This is a genomic window from Streptomyces sp. CB02959 (assembly GCF_002803155.1).
GTDB lineage: Bacteria > Actinomycetota > Actinomycetes > Streptomycetales > Streptomycetaceae > Streptomyces.
The window spans coordinates 1-26,197 of the sequence record NZ_NNBP01000056.1 but is presented as its reverse complement, the minus strand read 5'-3'; the positions used below and the strand labels follow the sequence as shown (position 1 = coordinate 26,197).

The 26,197-nt window shown below is 74.2% G+C and carries 21 protein-coding genes; 6 read left to right on the top strand and 15 right to left on the bottom strand.

Annotated features, from left to right (window positions below):
• Positions 1 to 378: 378 nt before the first annotated feature.
• Positions 379 to 1,386, bottom strand: a complete 1,008-nt coding sequence (locus CG747_RS45250; RefSeq protein ID WP_100607714.1) for a stage II sporulation protein M — start codon at positions 1,384 to 1,386, stop codon at positions 379 to 381.
• A gap of 155 nt (positions 1,387 to 1,541) precedes the next feature.
• Between CG747_RS45250 and CG747_RS45245 the strand changes: the two genes are divergently transcribed.
• Complete coding sequence (locus CG747_RS45245; RefSeq protein ID WP_100607713.1) at positions 1,542 to 2,579, top strand: RDD family protein; 1,038 nt, start codon at positions 1,542 to 1,544, stop codon at positions 2,577 to 2,579.
• Between the two features lie 87 nt (positions 2,580 to 2,666).
• Here the strand turns inward: CG747_RS45245 and CG747_RS45240 are convergent, their stop codons facing one another.
• The 8 genes from CG747_RS45240 to CG747_RS45205 form a co-directional block, all read right to left on the bottom strand.
• Positions 2,667 to 3,281, bottom strand: coding sequence for a hypothetical protein (locus tag CG747_RS45240; RefSeq protein WP_100607712.1), 615 nt, complete (start codon positions 3,279 to 3,281; stop codon positions 2,667 to 2,669).
• A gap of 155 nt (positions 3,282 to 3,436) precedes the next feature.
• Positions 3,437 to 4,894: an adenosylhomocysteinase gene (ahcY, locus tag CG747_RS45235; protein WP_100607711.1), complete on the bottom strand. Its 1,458-nt coding sequence runs from the start codon at positions 4,892 to 4,894 to the stop codon at positions 3,437 to 3,439.
• Between the two features lie 378 nt (positions 4,895 to 5,272).
• On the bottom strand, positions 5,273 to 6,214 hold the full coding sequence (locus CG747_RS45230) for a cation diffusion facilitator family transporter (RefSeq protein ID WP_100607710.1): 942 nt from the start codon (positions 6,212 to 6,214) through the stop codon (positions 5,273 to 5,275).
• Positions 6,215 to 6,330: 116 nt separating this feature from the next.
• The gene (gene manA, locus CG747_RS45225; protein WP_100607709.1) at positions 6,331 to 7,533 is read right to left on the bottom strand and encodes a mannose-6-phosphate isomerase, class I; all 1,203 of its coding nucleotides are present in this window, start codon (positions 7,531 to 7,533) and stop codon (positions 6,331 to 6,333) included.
• Between the two features lie 72 nt (positions 7,534 to 7,605).
• Positions 7,606 to 8,742 carry an SIS domain-containing protein gene (locus CG747_RS45220; protein WP_100607708.1) on the bottom strand — a complete coding sequence of 379 codons (1,137 nt, stop codon included), beginning with the start codon at positions 8,740 to 8,742 and terminating at the stop codon, positions 7,606 to 7,608.
• A gap of 43 nt (positions 8,743 to 8,785) precedes the next feature.
• Entirely contained in the window at positions 8,786 to 8,968 is a 183-nt protein-coding gene (locus CG747_RS45215) for a Trm112 family protein (RefSeq protein ID WP_016573075.1), read from the bottom strand.
• Between the two features lie 130 nt (positions 8,969 to 9,098).
• Positions 9,099 to 10,457 carry a phosphomannomutase/phosphoglucomutase gene (locus CG747_RS45210; RefSeq protein ID WP_100607707.1) on the bottom strand — a complete coding sequence of 453 codons (1,359 nt, stop codon included), beginning with the start codon at positions 10,455 to 10,457 and terminating at the stop codon, positions 9,099 to 9,101.
• Positions 10,458 to 10,560: 103 nt separating this feature from the next.
• Positions 10,561 to 11,007, bottom strand: coding sequence for a DUF3499 domain-containing protein (locus tag CG747_RS45205; RefSeq protein WP_100607706.1), 447 nt, complete (start codon positions 11,005 to 11,007; stop codon positions 10,561 to 10,563).
• Positions 11,008 to 11,275: 268 nt separating this feature from the next.
• On the opposite strand from CG747_RS45205, the gene CG747_RS45200 reads away from it, so the two are divergent.
• The gene (locus tag CG747_RS45200; protein WP_180986017.1) at positions 11,276 to 11,734 is read left to right on the top strand and encodes a metallopeptidase family protein; all 459 of its coding nucleotides are present in this window, start codon (positions 11,276 to 11,278) and stop codon (positions 11,732 to 11,734) included.
• Between the two features lie 66 nt (positions 11,735 to 11,800).
• Here the strand turns inward: CG747_RS45200 and CG747_RS45195 are convergent, their stop codons facing one another.
• The 3 genes from CG747_RS45195 to CG747_RS45185 form a co-directional block, all read right to left on the bottom strand.
• On the bottom strand, positions 11,801 to 13,405 hold the full coding sequence (locus tag CG747_RS45195) for a DUF5719 family protein (RefSeq protein ID WP_100607704.1): 1,605 nt from the start codon (positions 13,403 to 13,405) through the stop codon (positions 11,801 to 11,803).
• Positions 13,402 to 17,229 (bottom strand): glycosyltransferase family 2 protein, encoded by a 3,828-nt coding sequence (locus CG747_RS45190; RefSeq protein WP_100607703.1) that lies wholly within the window; start codon positions 17,227 to 17,229, stop codon positions 13,402 to 13,404. The genes CG747_RS45195 and CG747_RS45190 overlap by 4 nt, the downstream gene beginning before the upstream one ends.
• Before the next feature lie 320 nt (positions 17,230 to 17,549).
• Entirely contained in the window at positions 17,550 to 17,813 is a 264-nt protein-coding gene (locus tag CG747_RS45185) for a WhiB family transcriptional regulator (protein ID WP_003983763.1), read from the bottom strand.
• A gap of 692 nt (positions 17,814 to 18,505) precedes the next feature.
• Between CG747_RS45185 and CG747_RS45180 the strand changes: the two genes are divergently transcribed.
• The 3 genes from CG747_RS45180 to CG747_RS45170 all read left to right on the top strand — a co-directional run bounded on the left by CG747_RS45180 (position 18,506) and on the right by CG747_RS45170 (position 21,454).
• The gene (locus CG747_RS45180) at positions 18,506 to 19,048 is read left to right on the top strand and encodes a cysteine dioxygenase family protein (RefSeq protein WP_100607702.1); all 543 of its coding nucleotides are present in this window, start codon (positions 18,506 to 18,508) and stop codon (positions 19,046 to 19,048) included.
• Positions 19,049 to 19,112: 64 nt separating this feature from the next.
• On the top strand, positions 19,113 to 20,072 hold the full coding sequence (gene cofD / locus CG747_RS45175; protein ID WP_100607701.1) for a 2-phospho-L-lactate transferase: 960 nt from the start codon (positions 19,113 to 19,115) through the stop codon (positions 20,070 to 20,072).
• Entirely contained in the window at positions 20,069 to 21,454 is a 1,386-nt protein-coding gene (locus CG747_RS45170; protein ID WP_100607700.1) for a coenzyme F420-0:L-glutamate ligase, read from the top strand. The genes cofD and CG747_RS45170 overlap by 4 nt, the downstream gene beginning before the upstream one ends.
• A gap of 69 nt (positions 21,455 to 21,523) precedes the next feature.
• On the opposite strand, the gene CG747_RS45165 is transcribed toward CG747_RS45170, so the two are convergent.
• The 3 genes from CG747_RS45165 to CG747_RS45155 all read right to left on the bottom strand — a co-directional run bounded on the left by CG747_RS45165 (position 21,524) and on the right by CG747_RS45155 (position 25,215).
• Positions 21,524 to 22,429 carry a DNA-3-methyladenine glycosylase gene (locus CG747_RS45165; protein ID WP_100607699.1) on the bottom strand — a complete coding sequence of 302 codons (906 nt, stop codon included), beginning with the start codon at positions 22,427 to 22,429 and terminating at the stop codon, positions 21,524 to 21,526.
• A gap of 54 nt (positions 22,430 to 22,483) precedes the next feature.
• A complete protein-coding gene (locus tag CG747_RS45160) occupies positions 22,484 to 23,566 on the bottom strand; it encodes an NDP-sugar synthase (protein WP_100607698.1) in 1,083 nt (360 codons plus the stop codon).
• Between the two features lie 317 nt (positions 23,567 to 23,883).
• A complete protein-coding gene (locus CG747_RS45155; RefSeq protein ID WP_100607697.1) occupies positions 23,884 to 25,215 on the bottom strand; it encodes a peptidoglycan recognition protein in 1,332 nt (443 codons plus the stop codon).
• A 128-nt stretch (positions 25,216 to 25,343) separates the two neighbouring features.
• Between CG747_RS45155 and CG747_RS45150 the strand changes: the two genes are divergently transcribed.
• Positions 25,344 to 26,102, top strand: a complete 759-nt coding sequence (locus CG747_RS45150) for a TIGR03089 family protein (RefSeq protein ID WP_100607696.1) — start codon at positions 25,344 to 25,346, stop codon at positions 26,100 to 26,102.
• The last annotated feature ends 95 nt before the right edge of the window (positions 26,103 to 26,197 follow it).

Sequence of the window (26,197 nt, the reverse complement as noted above, 5' to 3'; positions counted from 1 at the left end):
GCCCCCTGCTGGAGCGGGGTCGGCCGCTTCGCTTTCGCTTTTCGGCCTTTCCGACTTTATCAGATCTTCTTTCCGTTCCAGACCGCCAGGCGGCTGGTTCGAATTCCGTTCTGAATTACCCGTCGGAAGGGGCTTGTCTTTCGACTTTTCCGACTTTATCAGAAGTCATTCGGCCTAAATGACCGGGTGGAACTTCGGATAAGTGGTCGGTGCGCTCAGCCGATCTGAAAGTGCGGCCTGAGCGGAGAAGAGACTAACCGTCGCGATCGAACTTGTCCAGTTCGTTGCAACCGTTTGAATCTACCTCCCCCTGTCACTCGTGTCAACGGGTAACTGGGGCGAAGAGGAGATTAGCAGGTCAGGAAGGGTGTGCGCACATCAGGCGGCGGTGGGGAGGAGGGCGGCGCGGTCGGTGGTGGCGACGTCGCCGGTCTCGCCGGCGCGTACGGCGCGGCCGCCCAGTACGTAGACATAGGTGAGGAACGCCAGCTCGGCGAGGATGCCGATGGTGATGCGGGCCCAGGTCGGGAGGCCGGAAGGCGTGACGAAGCCTTCGAGGACGCCGGAGACGAAGAGGACGGCGGCCAGGCCGATGGCGACGCCGAGGGCGGTGCGGCCTTCCTCGGCCAGGGCCGTACGGCGGGGGCGGGGGCCCGGGTCGACGACGGTCCAGCCCAGACGCAGGCCGATGCCGGCGGCGACGAAGACGGCGGTCAGTTCGAGGAGGCCGTGCGGGAGGATCAGGCCGAGGAAGGTGTCCAGGCGGCCCGCCGAGGACATCAGGCCGAGGCCGGCGCCCAGGTTGAGCATGTTCTCGAAGAGGATCCAGAGGACGGGGAGGCCGAGGAAGGCGCCGAGGACCAGGCAGAGGGCCACGGCCTGGGCGTTGTTCGTCCATACCTGGGCGGCGAAGGCCGCGGCGGGGTGGTTGGAGTAGTAGGTCTCGTAGTCGCCGCCGGGGCGGGTCATCTCGCGGAGTTCCTGAGGGGCGCCGAGGGCGGACTGGACTTCCGGGTGGGCGGCTATCCACCAGCCCAGGAGGGCGGCGACGGTCAGGGAGAGCACCGCCGTGGGGATCCACCAGTGGCGCAGGCGGTAGACGGCGGCGGGGAACGACGTGGTGAAGAAGCGGGCGGTGTCGCGCCAGGAGGAGGTGCGGGCGCCGGTGACCTTGCTGCGGGCGCGGGCCACGAGGGAGGTGAGGCGGCCCGTCAGGGCGGGGTCGGGGGCGCTGGAGAGGAGGAGGGAGAGGTGGGTGGTGGTGCGTTGGTAGAGGGTGACGAGTTCGTCGGCCTCGGCTCCGGTGAGGCGGCGCTTGCGGCGGAGGAGGGAGTCGAGGCGATCCCATTCGGCGCTGTGGGCCGTGACGAAGACATCGAGGTCCATGCGGGGTCGCTCCTCGTAGCGCGGTGGGTGGGTGCCGGGCCAGCTTGGCAGACTGGCCGGGCGCGGGGGCCCTGGACCTCAAGGGGTGGAGGGCACTTGTGCGAGGTGGCCGCGCGGTGGCGGGTTCGGGAGCAGGGCCGAGAGGGAGTGGGCGTGTGAGTCAGCTGGTGACGGGGGAAGCGGTGGTGCTGGGGCTGCGGCCGGCCAGGCTGGCGAGCCGCGGGCTGGCGGTGGTCGTGGATCTCGCGGTGGCCTGGGGGACGTACATCGCGGTGACGCTGGTGATGGTGGGTGCCGCGTCCTCGTTGGACAGCGCGGTGCTGGCGGCCATCCAGGTGGCCACGTTCGTGTTGGTGCAGGTGGGGATTCCGATCGCGGTCGAGACGCTGAGCCACGGGCGGTCGTTGGGGAAGCTGATCTGCGGGCTGCGGGTGGTGCGGGAGGACGGCGGGCCGATCCGGTTCCGGCATGCGCTGGTGCGGGGTGCCATAGGGGCGGTCGAGATCGTGATGACGATGGGGGTGGTGGCGTCGATCGCGTCCTTGGTGTCGGCCCGGGGGCGGCGGCTGGGTGATGTGTTCGCCGGGACGCTGGTGATACGGGAGCGGGTGCCCGAGGCGGAGGGCGGGGATGTGGTGCTGCCGGCGCCGCCTGTGTGGTTGGCCGGGGAGCTCGGGGGGCTCGATCTGTCGCGGGTGCCGGACGGGTGGTGGCTGGCCGTGCGGCAGTACCTGGGGCGGCTGGGCGAGTTGGATCCGCAGGCGGGTGCGGCGATGGCCTGGCGGCTCGCGGGGGATCTGCGGGGCTTCACGGGGGCGAAGGTGCCGACGGGGTTGGACCCGGCGGTGTATCTGGCCTCGGTGGTGCAGGAGCGGCAGGGGCGGGAGTCCCGGCGGGTGTTCGGGGCGAGCGGTGTGCCGGGGGCGGTCATGGGGGTGGCGCCCTCGGGTGGCGTTCCTGGGGGCGGTGTTCCTGCGGGGGCTTCGGTGGAGCGTGGGGGTGGCGCGGCTGTGGCCGGTGGGGCGTGGGTGGTGCCCGGGGGTGCGGTGACGTCCGGAGGTGCGGTGACATCCGGGCAGGGGGCGGCCGGCGGTGTGCCGGGAGGCGGCGGGGCGAGCCGGCCTACGGGGGCGGCGCCGGGTGAGGGCGGGCCGGCGCCCCGGGGTGGCAGCGGGTTCGCGCCGCCCGTGTGAGACGGGGCGGGCGGCAGGTGGCCGGTGGCAGCGCGGCGGGCCGGCGCCCGGGATGCGGTGCGCGGGGTCCGGCGCTCGCCGTCGGCGTCAGGTGAACGTCGAGGGCGGCGTGTCGAGGGATTCGAGTTCGATGCCGGGGGCGGCCAGGACGACGTCGCCGGCGAGGTGGACGGCGTGCTGTTCGCCGGTTTCGAGGTCGGTGACCTGGTACTCGTCGGCGATGAGCGGGGCGATGTCGGTGGCGTGCGGTGTGCTGGAGAGCAGGGCCCAGGACTGGTCGAGGGTGCGGGGGGCGAGGACGGGGGGTGTGAAGGCGACGAGGCGGACCCGGGTGGCGCCGGCGCCCAGGGTGGGGCGCAGCAGGCGGGCGGTGGCGACGAGGAAGGCCGGGGACGCGCCGGTGAAGGCGTGGGCGGGGACGTTGCCTTCGGTGGCGTGGGTGCCGGTGGGGTCGGTGCGTACCCAGGTGACACCGTCCAGGGCGGCGCCGCGGATCTGCCAGGAGGCGCGGACGAGTTCGAGGCGGATCGGGCGGCCGAGGTCGTCGAGGGTGAGGTCGACGGATCCGGTGGGCTCGCCGGCGGTGTCGACGGTCTGGGAGACGTAGCGCCAGCCGGAGGGGCCGGTGGCGCAGTGGAAGTGCTCCTCGCCGAGGGGGGTGCGGTCGTGCGGGTCGTACAGGGAGTAGTGGCCGCGGGGCATGGTGGTGCAGTCCTTGGGAGAGGCGGGCGGGGTGGCGCGCCGCGGGCGGGGTCGGGGGGATTCTGCGAGCCAGGCCCCCGCCGGGAGGGCGAGGGCCTGGTGCCAGCGGCTGCTGGGGTGCCGGTTACCGGTCCGCGGGCGGGCCGGTGGTGGCTTTAGTAGCGGTAGTGGTCGGGCTTGTAGGGGCCGTCGACCTTGACGCCGATGTAGTCGGCCTGCTCCTTGCGCAGGGTGGTGAGCTTGACGCCCAGTGCGTCCAGGTGGAGGCGGGCGACCTTCTCGTCCAGGTGCTTGGGCAGGACGTAGACGTCGGTCGGGTACTCCTCGGGCTTGGTGAACAGCTCGAGCTGCGCCAGTGTCTGGTCCGCGAAGGAGTTCGACATGACGAACGAGGGGTGACCGGTGGCGTTGCCCAGGTTGAGCAGGCGGCCCTCGGACAGCACGATCAGGACCTTGCCGTCCGGGTGGGTCCAGGTGTGGACCTGCGGCTTGACCTCGTCCTTGACGATGCCGGGGAGCTTCGCCAGGCCGGCCATGTCGATCTCGTTGTCGAAGTGGCCGATGTTGCCGACGATCGCCTGGTGCTTCATCCGCGCCATGTCGGAAGCAAGGATGATGTCCTTGTTGCCGGTGGTGGTGACGAAGATGTCGGCGGTCTCGACGACCTCTTCGAGGGTGGTGACCTGGTAGCCGTCCATCGCCGCCTGCAGTGCGCAGATCGGGTCGATCTCGGTGATGATCACGCGGGCGCCCTGGCCGCGCAGCGACTCCGCGCAGCCCTTGCCGACGTCGCCGTAACCGCAGATCACGGCGGTCTTCCCGCCGATCAGGACGTCGGTGGCGCGGTTGATGCCGTCGACGAGCGAGTGGCGGCAGCCGTACTTGTTGTCGAACTTCGACTTGGTCACCGCGTCATTGACGTTGATCGCGGGGAAGAGCAGGACGCCGTCGCGCTGCATCTCGTAGAGGCGGTGGACACCGGTGGTGGTCTCCTCCGTCACGCCGCGGATCTCGGAGGCGAGCCGGGTCCACTTCTGCGGGTTCTCCCCGAGCGTGCGGTTGAGGAGCTCCAGGATGGCGCGGTGCTCATCGTTCTCGGCGGTCTCGACCGCCGGGGCCTGGCCGGCCTTCTCGTACTCCACGCCCTTGTGGACCAGGAGGGTGGCGTCACCGCCGTCGTCGAGGATCATGTTCGGGCCGCCGGTGGGGGTGCCCGGCCAGGTCAGCGCCTGCTCCGTGCACCACCAGTACTCCTCCAGGGTCTCGCCCTTCCAGGCGAAGACCGGGACGCCCTGCGGAGCCTCGGGCGTGCCGTTGGGGCCGACCGCGATCGCCGCGGCGGCGTGGTCCTGGGTGGAGAAGATGTTGCAGGAGGCCCAGCGGACCTGCGCGCCCAGGGCGACCAGCGTCTCGATCAGCACGGCGGTCTGCACGGTCATGTGCAGCGAGCCGGTGACCCGGGCGCCCTTGAGGGGCTGCTGGTCGGCGTACTCCTTGCGGATCGCCATCAGACCGGGCATCTCGTGCTCGGCGAGGGTGATCTCCTTGCGGCCGAAGGCGGCGAGGGAAAGGTCGGCGACCTTGAAGTCCTGGCCGGTGGCTGCTGTCGTCATTCGGGCTGCTCCTCGGATGTCGAGGTCGGTGGGGCAATTCGGGCAGTCTGCGGCGCGGGCTGGGGTCCCCAGTGGTAACGGGGTGCACTTGAGCCTACGTGGAGGCCGATACACCTCTCCCCTTGCCGCAGCGCAGTCCGTCGGAGGCCCTCTCTCCCTCGGCCGGTCCGCGGTGCGGGCCGCCCGACCGCCATCAGCAGCGACGTCTGGCACTGCCCTCGAACTTACACCGATCGGTCCTGTTGCCCCAGCCCGCTTCGGTTTGTTCGTTGGCTTGTTCTGTGCGGTGGGCGGGGTGTGAGGGGCCGGTGGGCTGGTGGGGCGGCATGCGCAAGGCCCCGCCTCCTGGGGTGGCGGGGCCTTGCGCGAGTGGGTCGGTCAGCTGCCGCTGGGGTGCTTCGCGGCGGCCCGCTCGTCGTAGATGTCGGGTTCGAGGTAGATGACGCGGGCTATCGGGACGGCTTCCCGGATGCGGGCCTCGGCGGCGTCGATGGCGCGGGCGATCTCGGTGGCGGTGTCGTCGTGCTCGACGGCGATCTTGGCGGCGACGAGGAGTTCCTCGGGGCCGAGGTGGAGGGTGCGCATGTGGATGACGCGGGTGACGACGTCGCCGTCGACGAGGGCGGCGCGGATCTTGGCGACCTGGTCGGGGCCGGCCGACTCGCCGAGCAGCAGGGACTTGGTCTCGGCGGCGAGGACGAGGGCGATCAGCACGAGCAGGGTGCCGATGCACATGGTGCCGATGCCGTCCCAGACGCTGTTGCCGGTGGCGAGGGTGAGGCCGACGCCGCAGAGGGCGAGGACGAGGCCGATCAGCGCGCCGAAGTCCTCCAGCAGGACGACGGGGAGTTCGGGGGCCTTGGCGCGGCGGATGAACTGGACCCAGCTCTGCCGGCCGCGCAGTTCGTTGGACTCCTTGATCGCGGTGCGGAAGGAGAAGCCCTCGGCGACGACGGCGAAGAGCAGGACGCCGACCGGCCAGTACCAGTTGTCCAGGGGGTGCGGGTGCTGGATCTTCTCGTAGCCCTCGTAGAGCGCGAAGACGCCGCCGATGGTGAACAGGACGATGGAGACCAGGAAGCCGTAGATGTAGCGCTCGCGGCCGTACCCGAAGGGGTGTTCGTCGGTGGCGGCGCGCTTGGCCCGCTTGCCGCCGAGCAGCAGCAGGCCCTGGTTGCCGGAGTCGGCGATGGAGTGCACGCCTTCGGCCAGCATCGAGGACGAGCCGCTGAAGGCGAAGGCGACGAACTTGGCCGCGGCGATCGCCAGGTTGGCGCCCAGCGCCGCAACGATCGCCTTGGTACCGCCTGATGCGCTCATGGGTGCGCCGTGTCCCTTCCGTAGACCGGGCTTTACCGCCCCTTTAATGCCGTGCGGCGGTCATTGTTGCAGCCCGGTCCGCGGGAGGTGTCGGGAGGCCGTATCCCGGACGGGGGTCAGGCGACGACGGTGGCGCGGAAGAGGGTGCCGTCGCCGGCGAGGGTGAGGTGTTCGCCGGCGGGGGCGAAGGCGGCGGTGCCGGGGGTGAGGGTGAGGTCGCGGGTGGTGCCGCGGTCGCTGGTCAGGTGTACGGCGCCGGCGGTGCAGAGGAGGATCTGCGGGGTGCGGGCGGGGAGCGGGCGGGGTTCCGCGCCGGGGGCGAGTACGAAGCGGGAGAGGCGGAACTCGTCGACGGGGGTGTCGTAGACCTCTTCGCCGTCGACTTCCTCGGGGCGCAGTACTCCGGCGTCGCGGGGCACGAAGCGGACCACGCGTAGGAGTTCGGGGACGTCGATGTGCTTGGGGGTGAGGCCGCAGCGGAGCACGTTGTCGGAGTTGGCCATCAGTTCGACGCCGAGGCCGCTGAGGTAGGCGTGCGGGATGCCGGCGCCGAGGAAGAGCGCTTCGCCCGGCTGGAGGCGGACGTGGTTGAGGAGCGCGGCGGCGAGGACGCCGGGGTCGCCCGGGTAGTGGTGGGCGAGGGTGGCGAGGGCCCCGTACGCCTCGGCGTGCGGGCCGCCCTTGGGGGCGAGGTGGGCGGCGGCGGTGGCGGCGCGTTCGACGGTCTCGGCGAGGGCGTGGGGTTCGGCGCCGAGGACGGCGGTGAGCACCTCGCGCAGCGCGGACTCCTCGGGGCTGGCGCGGAGGATGTCGACGTACGGCTTGAGGTCGCCGATGTCGAGGCCCTCCAGGAGGTCGGCGGCCTGGTCGGGGTGGCGGAAGCCGCAGAGGCCCTCGAAGGCGGTGAGGGCGCAGATGAGTTCGGGCTTGTGGTGGGCGTCCTTGTAGTTGCGGTGGGGGGCGTCGTGGGGGATGCCGCGGGCCTCCTCGTCGGCGAAGCCGGCTTCGGCCTGGGCGCGGTCGGGGTGGACCTGGAGGGAGAGCGGGGCGCCGGCGGCGAGGACTTTGAACAGGAACGGCAGCCGGGGGCCGAAGGCGCGGACGGTGTCGGCGCCCAGTTCGGCCTCGGGGTCGGCGGCGATCACGTCGGCGAGGGAGACCGGGCCGTTGCCGCGGTCGAGGCGGGAGGGGGCGCCGGGGTGGGCGCCGAGCCACATCTCGGCCTGCGGCTCGCCGGTGGGCGGGACGCCGAGGAGGTCGGGGAGGGCGGTGGTGGAGCCCCAGGCGTAGGGGCGCACGGTGTTGACGAGGCGGTCCATGGGACGGCTGCTTCCTGACGTGGCGTGGGTGGTCCGTCGGGGCGCGGGCGGTGGGCTACCCCGGAGCCATGATCACTCGGTGCCGGCGAGCGCCAGGTAAACGGCGCCGAAATCGGCGATGGCGAGGAGTTCCGCGGCGCGTTCCAGGTCGCTGCCGGCGGTCGGCTCCAGCTCGCTGAGGGGGGTGTCGCGTTCGTCGGCGAGCTGCTGGGCGGCGCGGGTGGCGGAGAGCGGGCCGGCCTCGTCCTCGCGGAGCAGGACGATCCTGGCGTGCAGGGCGGCGGGTTGGTCGACGCGGTCGCGGAAGAAGTCGTCCGGGTCGGCGCCGGCGGCGAGTGCGCCGGCGAGCAGGGTGCGGTGGGTGGTGAGCACCTCGGGGAGTTCCGCGGCGAGGGCGGGGCGGCCGGCCAGTCCGGCGAGTTCGGTGGCGAAGTGGCGGCCGACGGCGCCGGCGATCAGGCCCTCGGTCCAGATGAGCGGGAGGGCGTCGGCGAGGTCGGCGGCGAGGGTCTTGCCGGGGTTGGTGTAGGTGGGGATGGCCGGGCCGCAGCGTTCGGCGACCTGGTCGAGGCGGTCGGCGAGCTTGCTGACGGCGTCCGCGGGGGCGCTGATCAGGCCGATCCGGTCGGCGAGCACGAGCAGCGGGATGAGGACGGACCAGAGGGTGCCGGGGGCGGCGGGCGGGGCGCCCTCGACGTCGAACTCGGAGTCGTAGGCGGTGGTGGCCAGCGGGACGGGCAGGCCGCGGGCCTGGACGACGGCGTCGGCGAGCGGGCCGCCGGCGGGGGTGACGGCGACGACCGCGCAGCCGCGGCGGTAGGACTGTTCGACGAGTTCGGCGAGGCCGGGGTCGGCGGCGTCGGGGCCGGCGACCAGGAGGAGGTCGAGGGGGCCGGCCCAGCCGGGCAGGATCCAGCGGAGCGCGCCGGGTACGGGGGCGACGCCGGTGGGCTGGATGAGGCTGACCGGGCAGCTGCCGCCGCTGAGGGCGCGCAGCAGGTCGGCGACGCCGGCGGCGGCCGGGCCGGGGCCGGCGACCAGGATGGCGCGCGGCCGCCCGTCGGGGGTCAGCTCGGGGATGCCGGATTCGGCGGCGCTGCGGGCGGCGGTGCGGACCCGGGCGCCGGATTCGGCGACGCCCCGCAGCAGGCCGAAGCGATCGGCGCCGGCCAGCGCCTCGGGTGCGTCGAGCAGTGACTCGTCGAGCATGGTGGCGCTGCCTCCGATCGCCGGTGGGCGGGGTGGTGCCGGGTCAGGCGGGGCGGCGGGCTTCGTCGACGAGGAGGACCGGGATGCCGTCCTGGACGGGGTAGGCGAGGCCGCAGTCGGCGGAGGTGCAGATCAGCTCGGCCGGGTCGGCCGCGGTGCGGTCCTCCAGCGGGGCGTGGCAGGCCGGGCAGGCGAGGATCTGGATCAGGCTGGCTTCGACCGGCATCGGGGTGCTCCTTCGGCATGGTTGCGGCGTGGCCAGCGTACCGCCGGTGTGGGGGGCGGGGCCCGCCCGGCGGGGGTTTCGGCAGGTGGGAGGGCCGGTTTGGGCGGCCCTCCCACCGGGGGGCGGCGGGTCAGCCGCGGATGGTCCCCAGGGCCTCGTCGCGGATGCGGTCGACGGTGGCCTGGTCGCGGGCCTCGACGTTGAGGCGGAGCAGCGGCTCGGTGTTGGAGGGGCGGACGTTGAACCACCAGTCGGCGGCGGTGACGGTCAGTCCGTCGAGTTCGTCGAGGGTGATGCCGTCGCGGCCTTCGTAGGCGGCCTTGATGGCGTCGAGTCGGCCGGCCTGGTCGTCGACGGTGCTGTTGATCTCGCCGGAGGCGGCGTAGCGGTCGTACTGGGCGACCAGCTGGGAGAGCGGGTCGTCCTGGCCTCCGAGGGCGGCCAGGACGTGCATCGCGGCGAGCATGCCGGTGTCGGCGTTCCAGAAGTCGCGGAAGTAGTAGTGGGCGGAGTGCTCGCCGCCGAAGATGGCGCCGGTGTGGGCCATTTCGGCCTTGATGAAGGAGTGGCCGACGCGGGTGCGGACGGGGGTGCCGCCGTGCTCCTTGACGACCTCCGGGACGGACCAGGAGGTGATGCAGTTGTGGATGACCGTGCCGCCGGGGTGCTTGGCGAGTTCGCGGGCGGCGACCAGGGCGGTGATCGCGGACGGGGAGACCGGGTCGCCGTTCTCGTCGACGACGAAGCAGCGGTCGGCGTCGCCGTCGAAGGCGAGGCCGAGGTCGGCGCCGACGGCGCGGACGCGGGCCTGGAGGTCGGTGATGTTCTTCGGGTCGAGCGGGTTGGCCTCGTGGTTGGGGAAGGAGCCGTCCAGCTCGAAGTAGAGGGCGTCGAGGTCGAGGGGGAGGCCCTCGAAGACGGTGGGGACGGTGTGGCCGCCCATGCCGTTGCCGGCGTCGACGACGACCTTCAGGGGGCGGATGCCGGACAGGTCCACCAGGGAGCGCAGGTGGGCGGTGTAGTCCTTGAGGACGTCGCGCCGGGTGAGGGTGCCGGGTGCGGCGGCCGGCTCGGGGGCGCCTTCGGCGGTCCAGTGCTCGACCAGGGCGCGGATGTCGGCGAGGCCGGTGTCCTGGCCGACGGGGGCGGCGCCGGCCCGGCACAGCTTGATGCCGTTGTACTGGGCGGGGTTGTGCGAGGCGGTGAACATCGCGCCGGGGAGGTTCAGGGCTCCGCTGGCGTAGTAGAGCTCGTCGGTGGAGCAGAGGCCGATCTCGGTGACGTCGGCGCCGAGGGCGGCCGCGCCGCGGCCGAAGGCCCCGGACAGGCTCGGCGAGGAGGGCCGCATGTCGTACCCGATGACGATCGCGTCGGCGCCGGTGACCTGGACGAAGGCCGCTCCGAAGAGTTCGGCCAGGGTCTCGTCCCATTGGTCGGGGACCACGCCGCGCACGTCGTACGCCTTCACGATCTGCGACAGATCAGTCACAGCCAGCCCTCCTGCAGTCGCTACGGGGTGACAAACCTACCCGTACGTTCTGTGCGGGGGCCGTGAACCAGCCGTGAACGGCAGCGGACCAGGTGGCGGCGGGTCAGGAGTCGGGGGAGCGCAGGATCCGGAGGTGGCCGCGGCGGGCGACCTCCATGGGGTGGCCGTCGCGGCCGGTGGGGGTGGGGGTGTCCGTGCCGCCGGCGGCGCGTTCCTGGGGGCGGGCCGCCTCGCGGACGGCGTTGGCCAGCGCTTCGAGGTCGTCGCCGCTGGGGCGGGCGGGTCCGGAGTCGATGGCGAGGCGGACGACTTCCCAGCCGCGGGGGGCGGTCAGGCGCTCGGAGTGTTCGGCGCACAGGTCGTAGCAGTGCGGCTCGGCGTAGGTGGCGAGCGGTCCGAGCACGGCGGTCGAATCCGCATAGACGTACGTCAGCGTTGCGACGGCGGGGCGGCCGCACGCAGTGCGCGAACAGCGACGTACAGGGCTCACGACGTTGGACGGTACCGCACTCTTGAGCGGGCCGCGACGACTCTCCCCCGGCTCACCCAACCGTGTCGTCCCGCTTCGTCCGATGCGTCTGACCTGCACCCGTCGGCCGGGGGTCGTCGGGGGTGCGCCAGGAGGGGCCGTGCGGGGGGTGGCATGCCGTCCCCAGGTGGTGCATTTCGTGTCATTCTGCGGTGCGGAGTGGGGGCGGGACGATCCGATACGGGGCCACAAACGAACCGAACCGGGTCCGGTCCTGTCACCCGACGACAAGTGGCGAGTTGTCGCACAACGCCGTACGGGTCGTCGCCGGAGGACTACGCTCGATCTGATGGACAGCCCCGTACCTCCCCGTCCTGCGGAGCCGCGCCCCCGCCGCCGCGACCGCCACGGCCGTGGCATGCGCGGCCCGATCGCGCCTCCCCAGGTACCGCTGTCGGTGTCCCGCGCCGACGCGTTCGCGGATCTCGTCTACGACTCCCGGGACCGGCTGGAGCGGCGGTGGTCGCAGCTGGCGCAGGTCGACTTCCTGGTGCTGGAGGTGCCGGGGTTCGGGCCGGACGACGGGCCGGATGCGCTCGCCGAGGAGGAGGGCGTGCCGCTGGGCCGGGTGCTGCCGGCCGGTGGCGGATATCGCGATCGGATCGTGATCTACCGCAGGCCGGTGGAGATCCGCACGAAGAGCCGCGACGAGCGGGCGCTGCTGGTGCACGAGGTCGTCGTCGAGCAGGTCGCCGAGCTGCTGGGGCTGGCGCCGGAGTCGGTGGACCCGCGCTACGGCCAGGAGTGAGCCGGCAGCGCGGGTCCGGGAGGTGCCGCCGCCGCGCCGTCGAGGACGGGCCGGGCGGCGGGCGGGTCAGCGGGTGAGCAGCGACAGGTCCTGGCCGGCGGTGGGCACCAGCACCGAACCGCGGTCGTCGGGCAGCGGCTGGATGGTGAAGGCGGGCAGCCCGCCCTGCGGCAGCGCCAGCATCCGGGCGGCGTAGACCGGGCCGCTGCCGGGCTGGGGCTCGACGGTCAGCGCGTAGGAGCCCTTGAGGCCGGTCGGCTGCGGCGGCTGGACGGCGAGGCTGGTGCCGCCCTTGACCGTGTACGTCTTGGTGGCCGGGGTGCCGCCGTCGCTGCCGGCCGACGCGGTGACCTTGACCTTGGCGTCCTTGCCCTTCTCGGGGGCGACCAGGGTCAGGGTGCTGCCCTTGGCCCGGTTGTCGGCGGCGGTGCCGCGGGCCTCCAGGGGCCGGGTCGCCGGGATGAAGGCCATCTCCTGGTTGTCGCCCTTGCCGCGGATCACCCGCAGCGCCGCGGTGACCGGGGCGGTGGAGCCGCCGTCGCCCGGTGTGAGGACCAGCGAGCCGGCCTCGCCCTTGGTGATGTCCTTGAGGTCGACGGTGGTGGTCATCCCGCTCTTGACGTGCAGGCTGTCGAGGCCGGCGGGGGTGATCAGACCGGTCGGGGTGGCCAGTTGGACCTTGAGGTCGGCGTCGGCGTCACCCGGCGCGATCGCGACCAGCTGGACGTCGGTGGCATCGGCCGGGATGCCGGGCAGGACGGCACCGGGCGACGGGTCGGCGGCGGGCGGCAGCCAGTCGCCGCCGGTCTTGGCGTCGGCGGCCTGGACGGCCGCGCCGATCCGGCCGGAGCGGGCAGTGACGTGCAGCGCGGCGCCGTCGGTGGGGCTGCTGGTGAGGGTGGAGAGCAGCACCGGGACGGTGGTGCGCGGCGGCACGGTGATGTCCTCGCCGCCGCCGCTGTCCGTCAGCGAGCCGTCCTTGCCGCGCATTTCGAGGTCCACGACGGCCGGCGCCGAGTCGGGGTTGGTGAGGTGGACGTAGTCGTTGCGGCCGGCGGCGGTGCTGACGCCGGGGAACCAGAACTGGGTGTCGGGGGCGGTGCAGCTCAGCCCCTGGAGGCCGCGGCCGGAGCCGGCGGCGATGGCGGTGGTCTGCTGGACGGTCCAGCCGGGGGCCGGCAGACCTTCGGCGGAGCCGGTCAGGGCGGGCGCGTCGGGGCTGTCGGTGGTCGCGGTGACGGGCTTCCCGACCTGCTGGAGGGGCACCACGGGCTTGGTGTCGGGCGGCGGGACGATCTGCGTGCCACCGGCGTCCGCGGCGCCGCCCTTGCCCTTGCCCTTGCCGTCCTTCGCGTCCTTGCCGCCCTTGCCGGCGGCGTTGCCGTGGCTGTCGGCGACCGTGCCGGCGGGCTGGAGCTGGGCGGTGCCCTTCTTGGTGTCCGCGCCGGCCGCGGCACCGGGGGGCGCGAAGGCCGTGTAGGTGGTGTCGGCGACCTCCGAGGAGCTGGGCGCCGGGCACACCAGCGTGGACCGCTGGACGGGCAGCCGGGTGCCGTTCGCGGGGGCCGCGGCGGCGGTCGCGCCGTCGCCGGGGGCCGCCAGCGCGGCGACGCCGGTGACGGCGGCCAGCGCGGCGGCCGCGGCGGTCAGGGACAGGATGGTGCGCTTCACTGCTGCTCGCTCCCGTCACGGCGCGGCTCGGGGAAGGCGCCGGGGTACGTCGTGCCGTCGTAGGGCTGCGGGTGCTGCGGGTACTGGTCCGCCCCGGCGTCCGGGTAGGGCTGCGGGTGCTGGTCCGCCCCCGCGTCCGGGTAGGGCTGCTGCTGGCCGCCGTAGCCGTACGGGTCGTAGGCGCCCGCCTGGTAGGGGTCGGTCGCGTAGCCGCCGGACTGGTAGCCGCCGGACTGGTACGGGTCGGCCGGCGGGTAGGGCTGCTGCTGCCCGTCGTACGGGCCGGCCTCGTACGGGTCGGCGGGCGGGACGTAGGGCTGCTGGTCCGCGGCGGCCGGGGCGGGGGCGGCCGGCCAGTCCTCGTAGGTGGGCTGCGGGGGGACCGCGGCGTACGGGTCGGCGGTCGGGGCCGGAGCCGGCTCCGGAGCCTGGTCCGGGGCGGCGGCCGGGGGTTCCTCGCCGGTGTGGGCGGCCGGGGTGCCGGTGTCGGCCGGGGCGGCGGCCTCGGCCTGGGCGCGCAGCCGGCGGGCCCGGCGGCCCTCCCCCGCGGTCTCCGCGGCGGCGGCCGCGGTGGCCGCCGCGGCCTCCTCGGGCAGGTCGTCGTCGATCTCCCGGCGGCGGCCGGGCAGTGCCATCACGACCAGGACGAGGGCGAGCAGGCCCTGGCCCCACAGCCAGAGGGTGTGGCCGAGGGGGTTGTCGTGGGTGAGGTCGAGCCGGCCGCCGTCGGACGGGAGCTGGAAGCCCTGGGCCCAGCCGTCGACGGTGACGGGCTTGAGGGCGGTGCCGTCGAGGGTGGCGTGCCAGCCGTCGTCGGCGGCGTCGGCGATCCGCAGGATCCGGCCGGCGGGACCGGCGGGCACCTTGGTGGTGTGCGCGTCGACCGGTCCGGCCGGCACCGGGACGGGCGCGACGGCGTCGCCGTTGCCGGTGCCCTCCTTGGTCTGGCCGGGCACGATCGAGATCCGGGAGACGCGCTGGTCGACGCGCCACAGGGCGCTGCCGTCCTCCTGGCTGAGCCGGGTCAGGCCGGGGGTGGCGTCCAGGACGCGGCCCATCTCGCGCGGGGCGCCCTTGCGGACCAGGACGTAGCGGACCGCGTAGCCGCCGAGCCGGTCGGTCTGGTCGGCGCCGGAGCCGGCGACGAGGTGGGCGACGACGGCGTCCAGGCGGGTGTCCGGGCCGGCCTCGGCGGCCAGGTCGGCGTCGCCGAGCTGGGCTCCGGAGCCGCGGACGAGGGAGTAGGAGACGTGGCCGGCGGTGCCGTCCAGGACGAGGGTGCGGGCGCGGTCGGTGGTGGTGGACTCCTCGGCGACGAACGCCGGGACCTGGGTGGCGTCGCGCCGTTGGACCGGGCCGGCCGCGCCGGTGATCATCCAGCTGACCGCGGCGTAGAGCGGGGCGATCAGGCAGGCCGCCGCGATCAGCACGGCGGCCGGCTGCTTCCAGCCGAAGCCGAGGGCGGCCATCCGGGTGCGGATGCCCTCGGCGCCGATCGCGGCCGCGCACAGCAGCGCCAGGCCGTAGACGAGCATGGCCGGGCCGGTCCAGCCGGAGCCGTTGCCGAGCGCCGCGAGCAGCAGCCCGGTCAGGGCCACCGCCCAGGCGGTGCGGATCGCGGTCTGCCGGGTGTCGCGCAGGGTCGCGCCGAGGGCGGCCAGCACGATGCCGAGGAGCAGTAGCCCGCCGACGGCCTTGGGGCCGCCCGGGCTGAGCCCGACGAGGTCGAGGACGGAGGCGGAGCCGGCGCCGTAGTCGAGGCCGGCCTCGCGGAAGAACTGCGACGGGTGGCCGAGCAGCGACAGCGACCAGGGCGCCAGCACCACGAGCGGGGCGAGCACCACGGCCAGGAACCGCAGCAGGTACGGCACCACGAGGCCCCGGTTGCCGTCCAGGAAGCGCAGCACCAGCAGTGCCACGCCGAGCAGCACCGCGATCGGCCAGACCAGCGGGGTGAAGGCGGTGGTGACGGTCACCAGCAGGGCGTACGCCCAGGCGGCGCGCCAGCTGGGCCGGGTGCCGGGCGCCAGCCGCAGTCCGCTCGCGGCGACCGCGGCGCGGGCCATCAGCGGCAGCAGGATGGCCAGTACGGCGGTGCCCAGGCGGCCGCCGGCGAGCGCGCCGGTGGCGGCGGGCAGGAAGGCGTAGGCGATGCTGCCCCAGGCCCGCAGCAGCCGGGAGGCGACCAGCGGGCGGGACGCGAAGTAGGCGGTGAGGCCGGCCAGCGGGACCGAGCAGACCAGCAGCAGGGTGAGGGTGAAGCCGGTGCTGCCGAGGAAGAGCGTGGAGAGCGAGGCCAGCACGGCGAGGTAGGGCGGCGCGGAGGCGGTGTCGCCGACGCCGACCGGGTGCCAGCTGCTGACGTAGGACGACCACAGGGCGCCGAGGCCGTCGGGTGCGGGCAGCAGGGCGCCGCCGACGAGCGAGCCGCCGCTGAGCAGTCCGCGGCAGGCGATCAGCGAGACGACCAGCAGGACGAGGAAGAGCACCGGTCCGGGCCGGCGGGCGATCCGCTTGAGCCGGGCGAACTGCTCGATCTCCAGGTAGTCGGCGTCGTCGCCGCCGGGGCCGGACTCCACGGCGCCGTGCCGGCCGGCGGAGGCGACGTCGGGGGCGGCGCGGCCGGCGAGGTTGCCGGCGATCTGTTCGACGGTGGCGCGGACGGTGGCGCCGGGCGGCGGGAACAGCGGCCGCAGCTCGCTCGGGTCGACCGCCGGCTTCCCCCGGCGTTTGCGGGCGGCGAGGATCTTGCCGGGGCGGAGCAGGGTGCCGAAGAGTCCGGCGAGTTCGTCCAGGGCCTGGCCGGGGACCTTGCCGACGAGGTAGGCGACGACCCGCAGCAGGGTGCCGATCAGCAGCCGCAGCAGGGTGTACGGGACCAGTGCGCCACGGGTGTTGGCGAGCAGGGTGTAGACGGCGCCGGCCTTGTCGACCCGGTGCGGGTTGGCGACGGAGCGGCCGACGCAGTCGATGGGCCGGCGTTCGCGGGCGGACGCCTCGGCGTGCCGCAGGACGGCGTCCGGGGCGATCAGGACCTGATGGCCGGCGGCCTGGGCGCGCCAGCACAGGTCGACGTCGTCGCGCATCAGCGGGAGCCGGCGGTCGAAGCCGCCCAGCTTCTCGTAGACGTCGCGGCGGATGAGCATGCCGGCGGTGGAGACGGACAGCACCGGGCGGACCTGGTCGTGCTGGCCCTGGTCCTGTTCGCGGCGGTCCAGGCCGGTCCAACGGCGGCCGCTGCGGGCGATGCTGACGCCGGTTTCGAGGAGCTGCCGGCGGTCGTACCAGCTGCGCAGCTTGGGGCCGACGATGGCGGTGGACGGGCTGGCGTCGGCGACCCGCAGCAGTTCGGCGAGGGCGTCGGGGGTCGGCGCGCAGTCGTCGTGCAGCAGCCACAGCCACTGGACCGGTTCCCCGTGCGGGAGTTCCGGCATCTCGTACGCCTCGTCGTGCCAGGTGCGGCTGACCGGGTCCCAGCCGCTGGGGCGGCGCAGGTACGGCAGCTCTTCGGGGCCGAGGACGGGGGCGGTGCGGACCGCCTCGTCGACGGCGGTGCCGAACCCGGAGCGGCGGGCGAGGTGGAGCACGTGGTCGTCGCCGATCGCCTCGGCGAGGAGTTGGGCGGAGTCGTCCGCGCTACCGGTGTCGGCGCCGATGACGTTCTGGACCGGGCGCTCCTGGCCGAGCAGCCCGGCGAGCGCGTCGGGCAGCCAGCGGCCGCCGTCGTGCGAGACGATCACGGCGGTGACGACGTGCCGCGGGAACTCTGGTGTGGCAGCTGCGTACGGGGCGGCCTGGGCCGCCGACTGGCTGTGCACGGACATCGAGGTACGGGCCCTCCGGACCCGGGAGTCCGGGGCCCACGGCGAAGTCGCTGAAAGGCCCCCGCCCCCGGAAGACACTGCGACGGACTACGAGGGACACGCGCACCCCGCGCCGGCGGTGCGGGCGTGTCTCGGACGGGGCCCCACACTAATGGTTCGCGCCGGGGCGGCTGTCGGCTCCGTACACAGCAGACCGCCTCCGGCGGACAGGGCGCTGGAGGCGGTGCGTTCGGTATAGGGGGATATGGGGAGTTGGGGTGGTGCGGCGGCGTGGTCGGCGCAACCGCGGGGTACTGGTGCGGGGGGCTGGCCTGTCACGGTCAGACGGCGGCCTTCTTGAGGCGGCGGCGCTCGCGCTCGGACAGACCGCCCCAGATACCGAAGCGTTCGTCGTTGGCGAGGGCGTATTCGAGGCATTCGGACCGGACTTCGCAGGCGAGGCAGACCTTCTTGGCCTCGCGGGTGGAGCCACCCTTCTCCGGGAAGAAGGACTCGGGGTCGGTCTGGGCGCACAGTGCGCGCTCCTGCCAGCCGAGCTCCTCGTCCGCCTCCTCGACCAGCAATTCCTGGAACAGCTCGGTCATGTGCGCCCCTCGTCTGTCTTTACGTCCCCGTGATCAAGCCGTGATCGAATTCGGCTGAACGACACGAGTGAAATTACAAGTGTGCTGATCCGGGCCAGTCAAGCCGAGATCTGCTATTGGGCCTCTTATTCACTCTGCGGAACCAAGCATATGCGGAAAGTGTTCAAATCATCCAAAAACAGGACACTTCCCCGGGCGGCCGACCCGTGGCTCCGTTCTCACCGAGTGAGACGTCGACGAACGGCTTTCGCGTTGCACCGCACGCACCGGAGCGGGAAAGATCACAGCCGGATCACAGGACCGCAACGGCGGCCGGGCGCGGTTGCTGACCGCTTCTCCGCGCCATGGACTGCACAAACCTTTCTCCGGACGGAGTAACCGGATGAGGTGAACGCCGTCCGATACGCGGTCGCACGTTTGACAGCGCACCACCGCCCCGTGTCTCCTTGACCGCATGCCAGCGACCTCCGCGCACCGACTGACCCGTTCCTACGGGTCGCTCTGCGCTGTGCAGGCCCGCTGTCGCTGTTCCAGCTGTCGTAGCCACTGAGCTCCAGCCCGCCGCGCTCGCCCCATCCCGCCAGCGCACCGCTCCACCGCGACCACCGCGCCGCGCCCCCACAAGGAACGGCCCGCGCCGTGCCGCACCCCTTTTCGCGCGTCACCCAGCACTTCCGCCGAGGAAACCCGCCATGAACAGCGACGTCCAGATCGCCGGCGACCCGCTCGCCATCCCCCACCTGCTGCCGCCCGTCCCCGCCCACCCCTCCACCGTCGCCGGCTTCGCGGGCCTGGCCCGCTCCGTCGCCGCCGACCGCGCCGCGTGGGCCCCGCTGGTCCGCTACGACGCCACCACCCGCTGGTACCACCGGCTGCGCACCGGCCCCGGCTACGAGGTGTGGCTGCTGAGCTGGGTCCCCGGGCAGGGCAGCGGCCGGCACGACCACGGCCCGTCCTCGGGCGTACTGACCGTCCTGGAAGGCGAGTTGACCGAACACGGCACCCGTGGAGCGCGCACCCTGGGCGCCGGCGCCCAGCGGGTGTTCGCCCCCGGCTACGCCCACGAGGTGGTCAACGACGCGCTGGTGCCGGCCGTCAGCCTGCACGTGTACTTCCCCGGTCTGACCGCCATGCCGATGCTCGCCCCGTCCCACCTCCGTTCCGCCGAGGCGGCGCCGCTCGCGCCGTACGGCGCCCGGTGCGCGGCGCCGGCCCCGGGGACCGCGGCCCGCTGACGCACGGCCGTCATCCGGCCACCGCCCCTCATGGAACCGGCGTGCGGCTGACAGACTTACGGGCATGCGCATTGTGGTTCTGGCCGGCGGTATCGGCGGCGCCCGCTTCCTGCGGGGACTGAAGGCAGCGGCTCCGGACGCGGACATCACCGTCATCGGCAACACCGGTGACGACATCCATCTGTTCGGGCTGAAGGTGTGTCCCGACCTCGACACCGTGATGTACACGCTCGGCGGCGGGATCAACGAGGACCAGGGCTGGGGCCGGACCGGCGAGACGTTCCGGGTGAAGGAGGAACTGGCCGCGTACGGCGTCGGGCCGGAGTGGTTCGGGCTGGGCGACCGGGACTTCGCCACCCACATCGTCCGGACCCAGATGCTGGGCGCCGGCTACCCGCTGAGCGCGGTCACCGAGGCGCTGTGCGACCGCTGGCAGCCCGGCGTGCGGCTGCTGCCGATGTCCGACGACCGGGTCGAGACCCACGTGGCCATCGAGAACGAGACCGGCGAACGCAAGGCCGTGCACTTCCAGGAGTACTGGGTGCGGCTGCGGGCGTCGGTGCCGGCGCTGGCCGTGGTGCCGGTCGGCGCCGAACAGGCCAAGCCGGCGCCCGGCGTGCTGGAGGCCCTCGCCGAGGCCGACGTGATCCTCTTCCCGCCCTCCAACCCGGTCGTCAGCGTCGGCACGATCCTGGCCGTACCCGGCATCCGGGAGGCCGTCGCGGAGGCCGCGGCACCGGTCGTCGGCCTGTCGCCGATCGTCGGGGACGCCCCGGTGCGCGGAATGGCCGACAAGGTGCTGGAGGCGGTCGGGGTGGAGTCCAGCGCGGCGGCGGTGGCCCGGCACTACGGCGCGGGCCTGCTGGACGGGTGGCTGGTGGACGACGTGGACGCGGGCGCGGTGGCCGACGTCGAGGCGGCGGGGATCCGCTGCCGCGCGGTGCCGCTGATGATGTCCGACGTGGACGCCACCGCCGCGATGGCCCGCGAGGCGCTGGCGCTCGCCGCGGAGGTGCGGCGGTGACCGGGGCGACCCGTGCGCCCGGGTACCGGGTGTGGGCGCTGCCGGGCCTCCCCGAGGTGCGGTCCGGCGACGACCTCGTCAAGCTGATCGCGACCGCGGCGGGCGGCGCCGACACGCCCCAACTGGCCGACGGCGATGTGGTGTTGGTCACCTCGAAGATCGTCAGCAAGGCCGAGGGGCGGATCGTCGAGGCCGCCGACCGCGAGGCCGCGATCGACGCCGAGACGGCGCGGGTGGTGGCCCGCCGCGGCACCCTGCGGATCGTGGAGGACCACCGGGGCCTGGTGATGGCCGCGGCCGGTGTGGACGCCTCCAACACCCCGTCCGGCACGATCCTGCTGCTGCCCGAGGACCCGGACGCCTCGGCCCGCGCGCTGCGGGCCGGGCTGCGCGAGACGCTCGGCGTGGACGTCGGCGTGATCATCAGCGACACCTTCGGCCGGCCCTGGCGCAGCGGGCTGACCGACGTCGCCATCGGGGCGGCCGGGGTGCGGGTGCTGGACGACCTGCGCGGCGGCACCGACGCCTACGGCAATCCGCTGGTCGCCACCGTCGTGGCCACCGCCGACGAACTCGCCGCCGCGGGCGACCTGGTGAAGGGCAAGGCGACCGGGCTGCCGGTGGCGGTGGTGCGCGGGTTGCCGCACGTCGTCCTGCCGGCGGACGCGGAAGCGGGTCCGGAGGCGGGTGCCGGCGGGAGCGCGGGCGCCGAAGGGACCGCGGACCCGGGGGCCCGGGCGCTGGTGCGGAACGCCGCGGACGACATGTTCCGGCTGGGCACCTCCGAGGCCGTCCGGGAGGCGGTGACGCTGCGGCGCACGGTCCGGGAGTTCACCGACGATCCGGTGGACCCGGGCGCGGTGCGGCGCGCGGTGGCCGCGGCACTGACCGCGCCGGCGCCGCACCACACCGCGCCGTGGCGGTTCGTCCTCCTGGAGTCGGCGGAGTCCCGGACCCGGCTGCTGGACGCGATGCGGGACGCCTGGGTGGCCGATCTGCGCGCGGACGGGAAGTCGGAGGAGTCCATCGCCAAGCGGGTGCGGCGCGGCGACGTGCTGCGCAACGCGCCGTATCTGGCGGTGCCGTGCATGGTGCTGGACGGTGCGCACGCCTACCCGGACGCGCGGCGCGGCGCCGCCGAGCGCGAGATGTTCGTCGTCGCGCACGGCGCGGGCATCCAGAACTTCCTGGTGACGCTGGCCGCCGAACGGCTGGGGTCGGCGTGGATCTCCTCGACGATGTTCTGCCGGGACGTGGTCCGGGAGGTGCTGGAGCTGCCGGCGGACTGGGAGCCGATGGGGGCGGTGGCCATCGGACGGCCGGCGTCGCCGCCGCGGGAGCGGCCGGCGCGGCCGGTGGACGACTTCGTCAGGGTCCGCTGAGCGACCGTTCGACAGACCCGACGGAGCCGACAGACCCGGCGGACCGGGCGGCGGGCGGCGCCGTCCCGGTCACAACCGGGCGATGTCGCCCACCGGGAAGCGGGGGGCGCGGCGCGGCGGGACCCGGCCGGAGAGCAGGATCAGCCGGGCCGCGCGGTGCCGCTGGCCCTCGTAGGGCGCGAGGAGTTCGAGCATCTCCTCGTCGGTCGTTCCGCGGCGGCCGGTGAGCGCGTAGCCGATGATCTTCGGCAGGTGCAGGTCGCCGACGGTGATCGCGTCGGGGGCGCCCAGGGTGCGCTGCAGCGTTTCGGCCGCCGTCCAGGGGCCGATGCCCGGGATCGCGGTCAGTCGGCGGGTGGCGTCCGCGAGGTCCATCCGCGCGGCCTCCTCCATCCGGGCCGCGGCCCGGACCGCGCGCACGATCGCCGCGGACCGCTTGGCGTCGACGCCCGCGCGGTGCCACTCCCAGGACGGGATCAGCGCCCAGCCGCGCGGTTCGGGCATCACCCGCAGGCGGTCCCAGGGGCCGGGCGCGGGCGTGCCGTGCCGCTGGAGCAGCAGCCGCCAGGCGCGGTACGCCTCGTCGCTGGTGACCTTCTGCTCCAGGATCGAGGGGATCAGCGACTCCAGGACCAGGCCGGTGCGGGCCAGCCGGACGCCGGGGTGGCGGCGGCGCGCCTCGTGGACGACGCGGTGCCGGGCGGTCAGCGCCGCCGGGTCGTCGGACTCCCCCAGCAGCTCCGGCAGGCGCTCCAGCAGCCACTGCGCGCCCGGGCCCCAGGCCGTCGCCGCGACGTGGCCGTCGGCGGGGCGGGACACCAGGCACAGGGTGCCGGGGCCGTCGGGCGTGCGGCAGGCGCGCCAGAACTCGTCGCCGCGGACCGCGCACGCCGGGTCACCCGGACCGCGACGCAGCACCCCGAGGGTGCGGTGCAGGTCGTACGGGCCGGGCGGAACCCAGGTGCGGGCGGGCATGCCGCCAGGTTAGGCGATCGGGGTGACGCCGCCGCGGGCCCGGGGCCGGTGGCGCTACTGGTCGGAGGAGAAGCGGACGGAGCCGGCGGGGATGTCGGCGCCGCACCAGATGCGGATGCCGCCGCGCAGTTCGTTGTCGGCCCCGACCACCGCGCCGTCGCCGATCACCGCGCCGTCCAGGACCGTACGGGCCCCGATCCGGGCGCCGGCGCCGATCAGCGAGTCGTGGATCTGGGCGCCCGGTTCGATCACGGCGCCGTCGAGGACCGTGCTGCCGTCCACCCGCGCGCCGGCGCCGACCGCGGCCGTGGGGCCGACGACGGTGCCGCCGGTGAGCTTGGCGTCCGGGGCGACGTCGGCGCCCTCCAGGACGAGGCGGTCGCCGCAGCGGCCGGGGACCGCCGGGGACGGGGCGCGGCCCAGGACCAGGTCGGCGGAGCCGCGGACGAAGGCCTGCGGGGTGCCGAGGTCGAGCCAGTAGGTGGAGTCGACCATGCCCTGGAGGTGGGCGCCGTCGGCGAGCAGGCCGGGGAAGGTCTCGCGTTCGACGGAGACCGGGCGGCCGGTGGGGATGGAGTCGATGACCGAGCGGTTGAAGACGTAGGCCCCGGCGTTGATCTGGTCGGTGACGATCTCCTCGGGGGTCTGCGGCTTCTCCAGGAAGGCGGTGACCCGGCCGGTGTCGTCGGTGGGGACCAGTCCGAAGGCGCGCGGGTCCTCGACCCGGCTGAGGTGCAGGGAGACGTCGGCGCCGCTGGTGCGGTGGGTGTCGACCAGGGCGCGGATGTCCAGGCCGGTGAGGATGTCGCCGTTGAAGATCAGCACCGGGTCGCCGGGGGCCGAGTGCAGCCGGGAGGCGACGTTGCGGATCGCGCCGCCGGTGCCCAGCGGCTCCACCTCGGTGACGTATTCCAGGTGCAGGCCGAGCGCCGAGCCGTCGCCGAAGTACGGCTCGAAGACCTCGGCGAGGTAGGACGTGGCCAGCACGACGTGCTCGACGCCGGCGGCGCGGGCACGGGCCAGTTGGTGGGTGAGGAAGGGCACGCCGGCGGCGGGGACCATGGGCTTGGGCGTGTTCACCGTCAGCGGGCGCAGCCGAGTGCCCTTGCCGCCGACCAGGAGGATCGCTTCGGTCACTTGTGTCCTCTTGTTCGCTTCTCCGCCCGCGCAACGCAACGGTGCGGCAGTCGTCGCGTCGACCGCGGCCCGGCGGCTGCGGGTGCGACGCTCACGTGGTCTTCTCTGCTTCCTGGGGTCGGCTGGTCGGCGGACCAGTGTAGGCAGACGGCCCGTCCGTCGCCCTCGGCGGGACGTCGGGACGCGGCGGGCCGATGACGGGTGCCGGAAGGTATCGCGGTCCCTAGGACGTGCGGTGGCGGCGAACGGTTCAGTGCGGGGCGCCGGGGGTGACACGTCTCACGGCCGTGGCGCCGGGCGGGGGCTCCCGTCGGGCGTCAGCGGCCCTGGAGGTGGGCCGCGACCTGCCGGATCGCGGGGAGGTCGGCGTAGAGGAGAGCGCCGGGGCATTCCGTCTTGAAGCCGTCGCGATGGCCGGAAATGACGTGCTGTCGGACGACTCTCCCCTTGTGGTAGAGGTTGCCGCCGGTGGACGTCATCGCGGTGCGGCCGCGCGGATCGGCGCCCTGCAGGCCGAGCTTCCAGGCCGTCAGCCGGCCCAGCGCCTCGACGGCGGGGCGGGGCGGGGCGGTCCTGCCGAACGAGCCGAGCAGCGCGATGCCCGTGCTGTCGTTGTTGAAGCCCAGGGTGTGGGCGCCGAGCACCGGTTTGGCGACGCCGCCGGCGCGGCCCTCGTAGACGGTGCCGCACTTGTCGATCAGGAAGTTGTAGCCGATGTCCCGCCAGTGGCTGCTCTCGACGTGGTAGCGGTACAGGCCGCGGATCACCGAAGGGGCTTCTGCGCAGGTGTAGTTGTTGCCGGTGGCGCTGTGGTGGACGAAGGCGGCGCGGACCGCGTGGGTGTAGACGAAGCGCGCTTCGCGCAGGCTCTCGTCGGCACCCCAGCCGGCCCGGGTGACGATGCGCGGGCGGGCGCCGATGTGCACCGGTCCGGTGGCCTGGCCGCCGGCCGCGGTGACGTCGGCCTGGGCGGTGGCCTGGTCGGCGGCCGGGATCTCGGTGGCGCCGAGCGGTGCCAGGGGCGCGTTGGCGGCGGAGCTGGCGGTGGCCGCGGCAGAGCTGGGCGGGCCGCTGCGGACGGCGGGGGTGTCGGGGCCGGGGTCGACGAGTTCGAGCCGCAGGCCGTGCGGGAGGGCGGTGGCGGCGCGGTGCGGGTCGGTGAGCGTGAGGCGCAGGCGGACGGCGTCGCTGGCGCCGACCCACAGGGGCGCCGTGCTGCCCCGCGCGGCGTTGCCGCGGCCCTCGCCGGCGCCGAGGTCGGGGGCGTCGTCGCTGGTGTTCTGGAGGTCCTGCCAGCCGGACCAGAGGCCGCTGCCGCGGGCCCGGGTGCGGACCTGGATCCGGCCGCGGAGGGCGGCCGCGGCGTCGTCCCAGACGATGCCGAGGAGGGAGAACGGCCGGACCGTGCGGGGTGCCAGCCCGCGGACGGCCGGTACGCGCTGCGGGGTGAGGTCCCGGGCGTCCTGGGTGGGGGTGCCCGGGGCGAGGTTCTCCAGTGGCAGGGACTGGGTGGCGCCCGGCAGGTCGCCGGCGCGTACCGCGCCGGGCCCGGAGGCTGACTCTGCGGGGTGTGCGGCGGCCGGGGCCAGGGGCAGGGCGAGGGCGGCCGTGCACGCGGCGCCGAGGCAGGACACGAGGAAGGGGCGCATGGGGAAATCCTGGACACGGCCGGGAGCGGCCCGCCATCGCTGGTCTGACGGGGCATCGGCCGATCCGGTGGCCCGCGCGGACCGCACCCGACTGACCGTCACAGGCCCGCACGCGTACTCTGGCCGCGATGAACGCCACCGACCGCACCCCCGCCGACCTGCTGGGTTCCGCGCTCGCCGCGGACCCGGCCCGCCCGCTGGTGACCTTCTACGACGACGCCACCGGCGAGCGGGTGGAACTGTCCGTCGCGACCTTCGCCAATTGGGTGGCGAAGACCGCCAACTACCTCCAGGGCGACCTGGCCGCCGAGCCCGGCGACCGGCTCGCGCTGCTGCTGCCCGCCCACTGGCAGACCGCCGTCTGGCTGGTGGCCTGTGCGTCGGTGGGCGTGGTCGCGGACGTGGGGGGCGATCCGGCCGCGGCCGACCTCGTCGTCAGCGGTCCGGACACCCTGGACGCGGCGCGGGCCTGCTCCGGGGAGCGGGTGGCGCTGGCGCTGCGCCCGTTGGGCGGCCGGTTCCCGCAGCCGCCGGCCGGGTTCGCGGACTACGCGGTGGAGGTGCCGGGCCAGGGCGACCGGTTCGCACCGTTCGTCCCGGTGGATCCGGGCGCACCGGCGCTGGCGGTCGGCGGCGTGGAGCTGACCGGTGCCGGGATCGGGGAGCGGGCGCGGGCGGATGCCGCGGCCGCGGGGCTGCCGGCGGCGCCGCGGGTGCTGTCGGGGCTGGCGTACGACACCTGGCCGGGCCTGTCGCTCGGGCTGTACGCGCCGCTGGCGGCGGGCGGTTCGGTGGTGCTCTGCCGCCACCTGGACCGGCTGGACGACGCCGCGCTGGCCGCGCGGGAGGCCACCGAGAAGGTCACCTTCACCGTGCCGCGCTCCTAGAAGGCTCATGAAGATCTTGGTGAGGGGCTGTCCGGCCGGAGGCCGGGCAGCCCTTGTTCGTTATGTGGTGGCCAGGGCGAGTTGCCAGCTGTCGC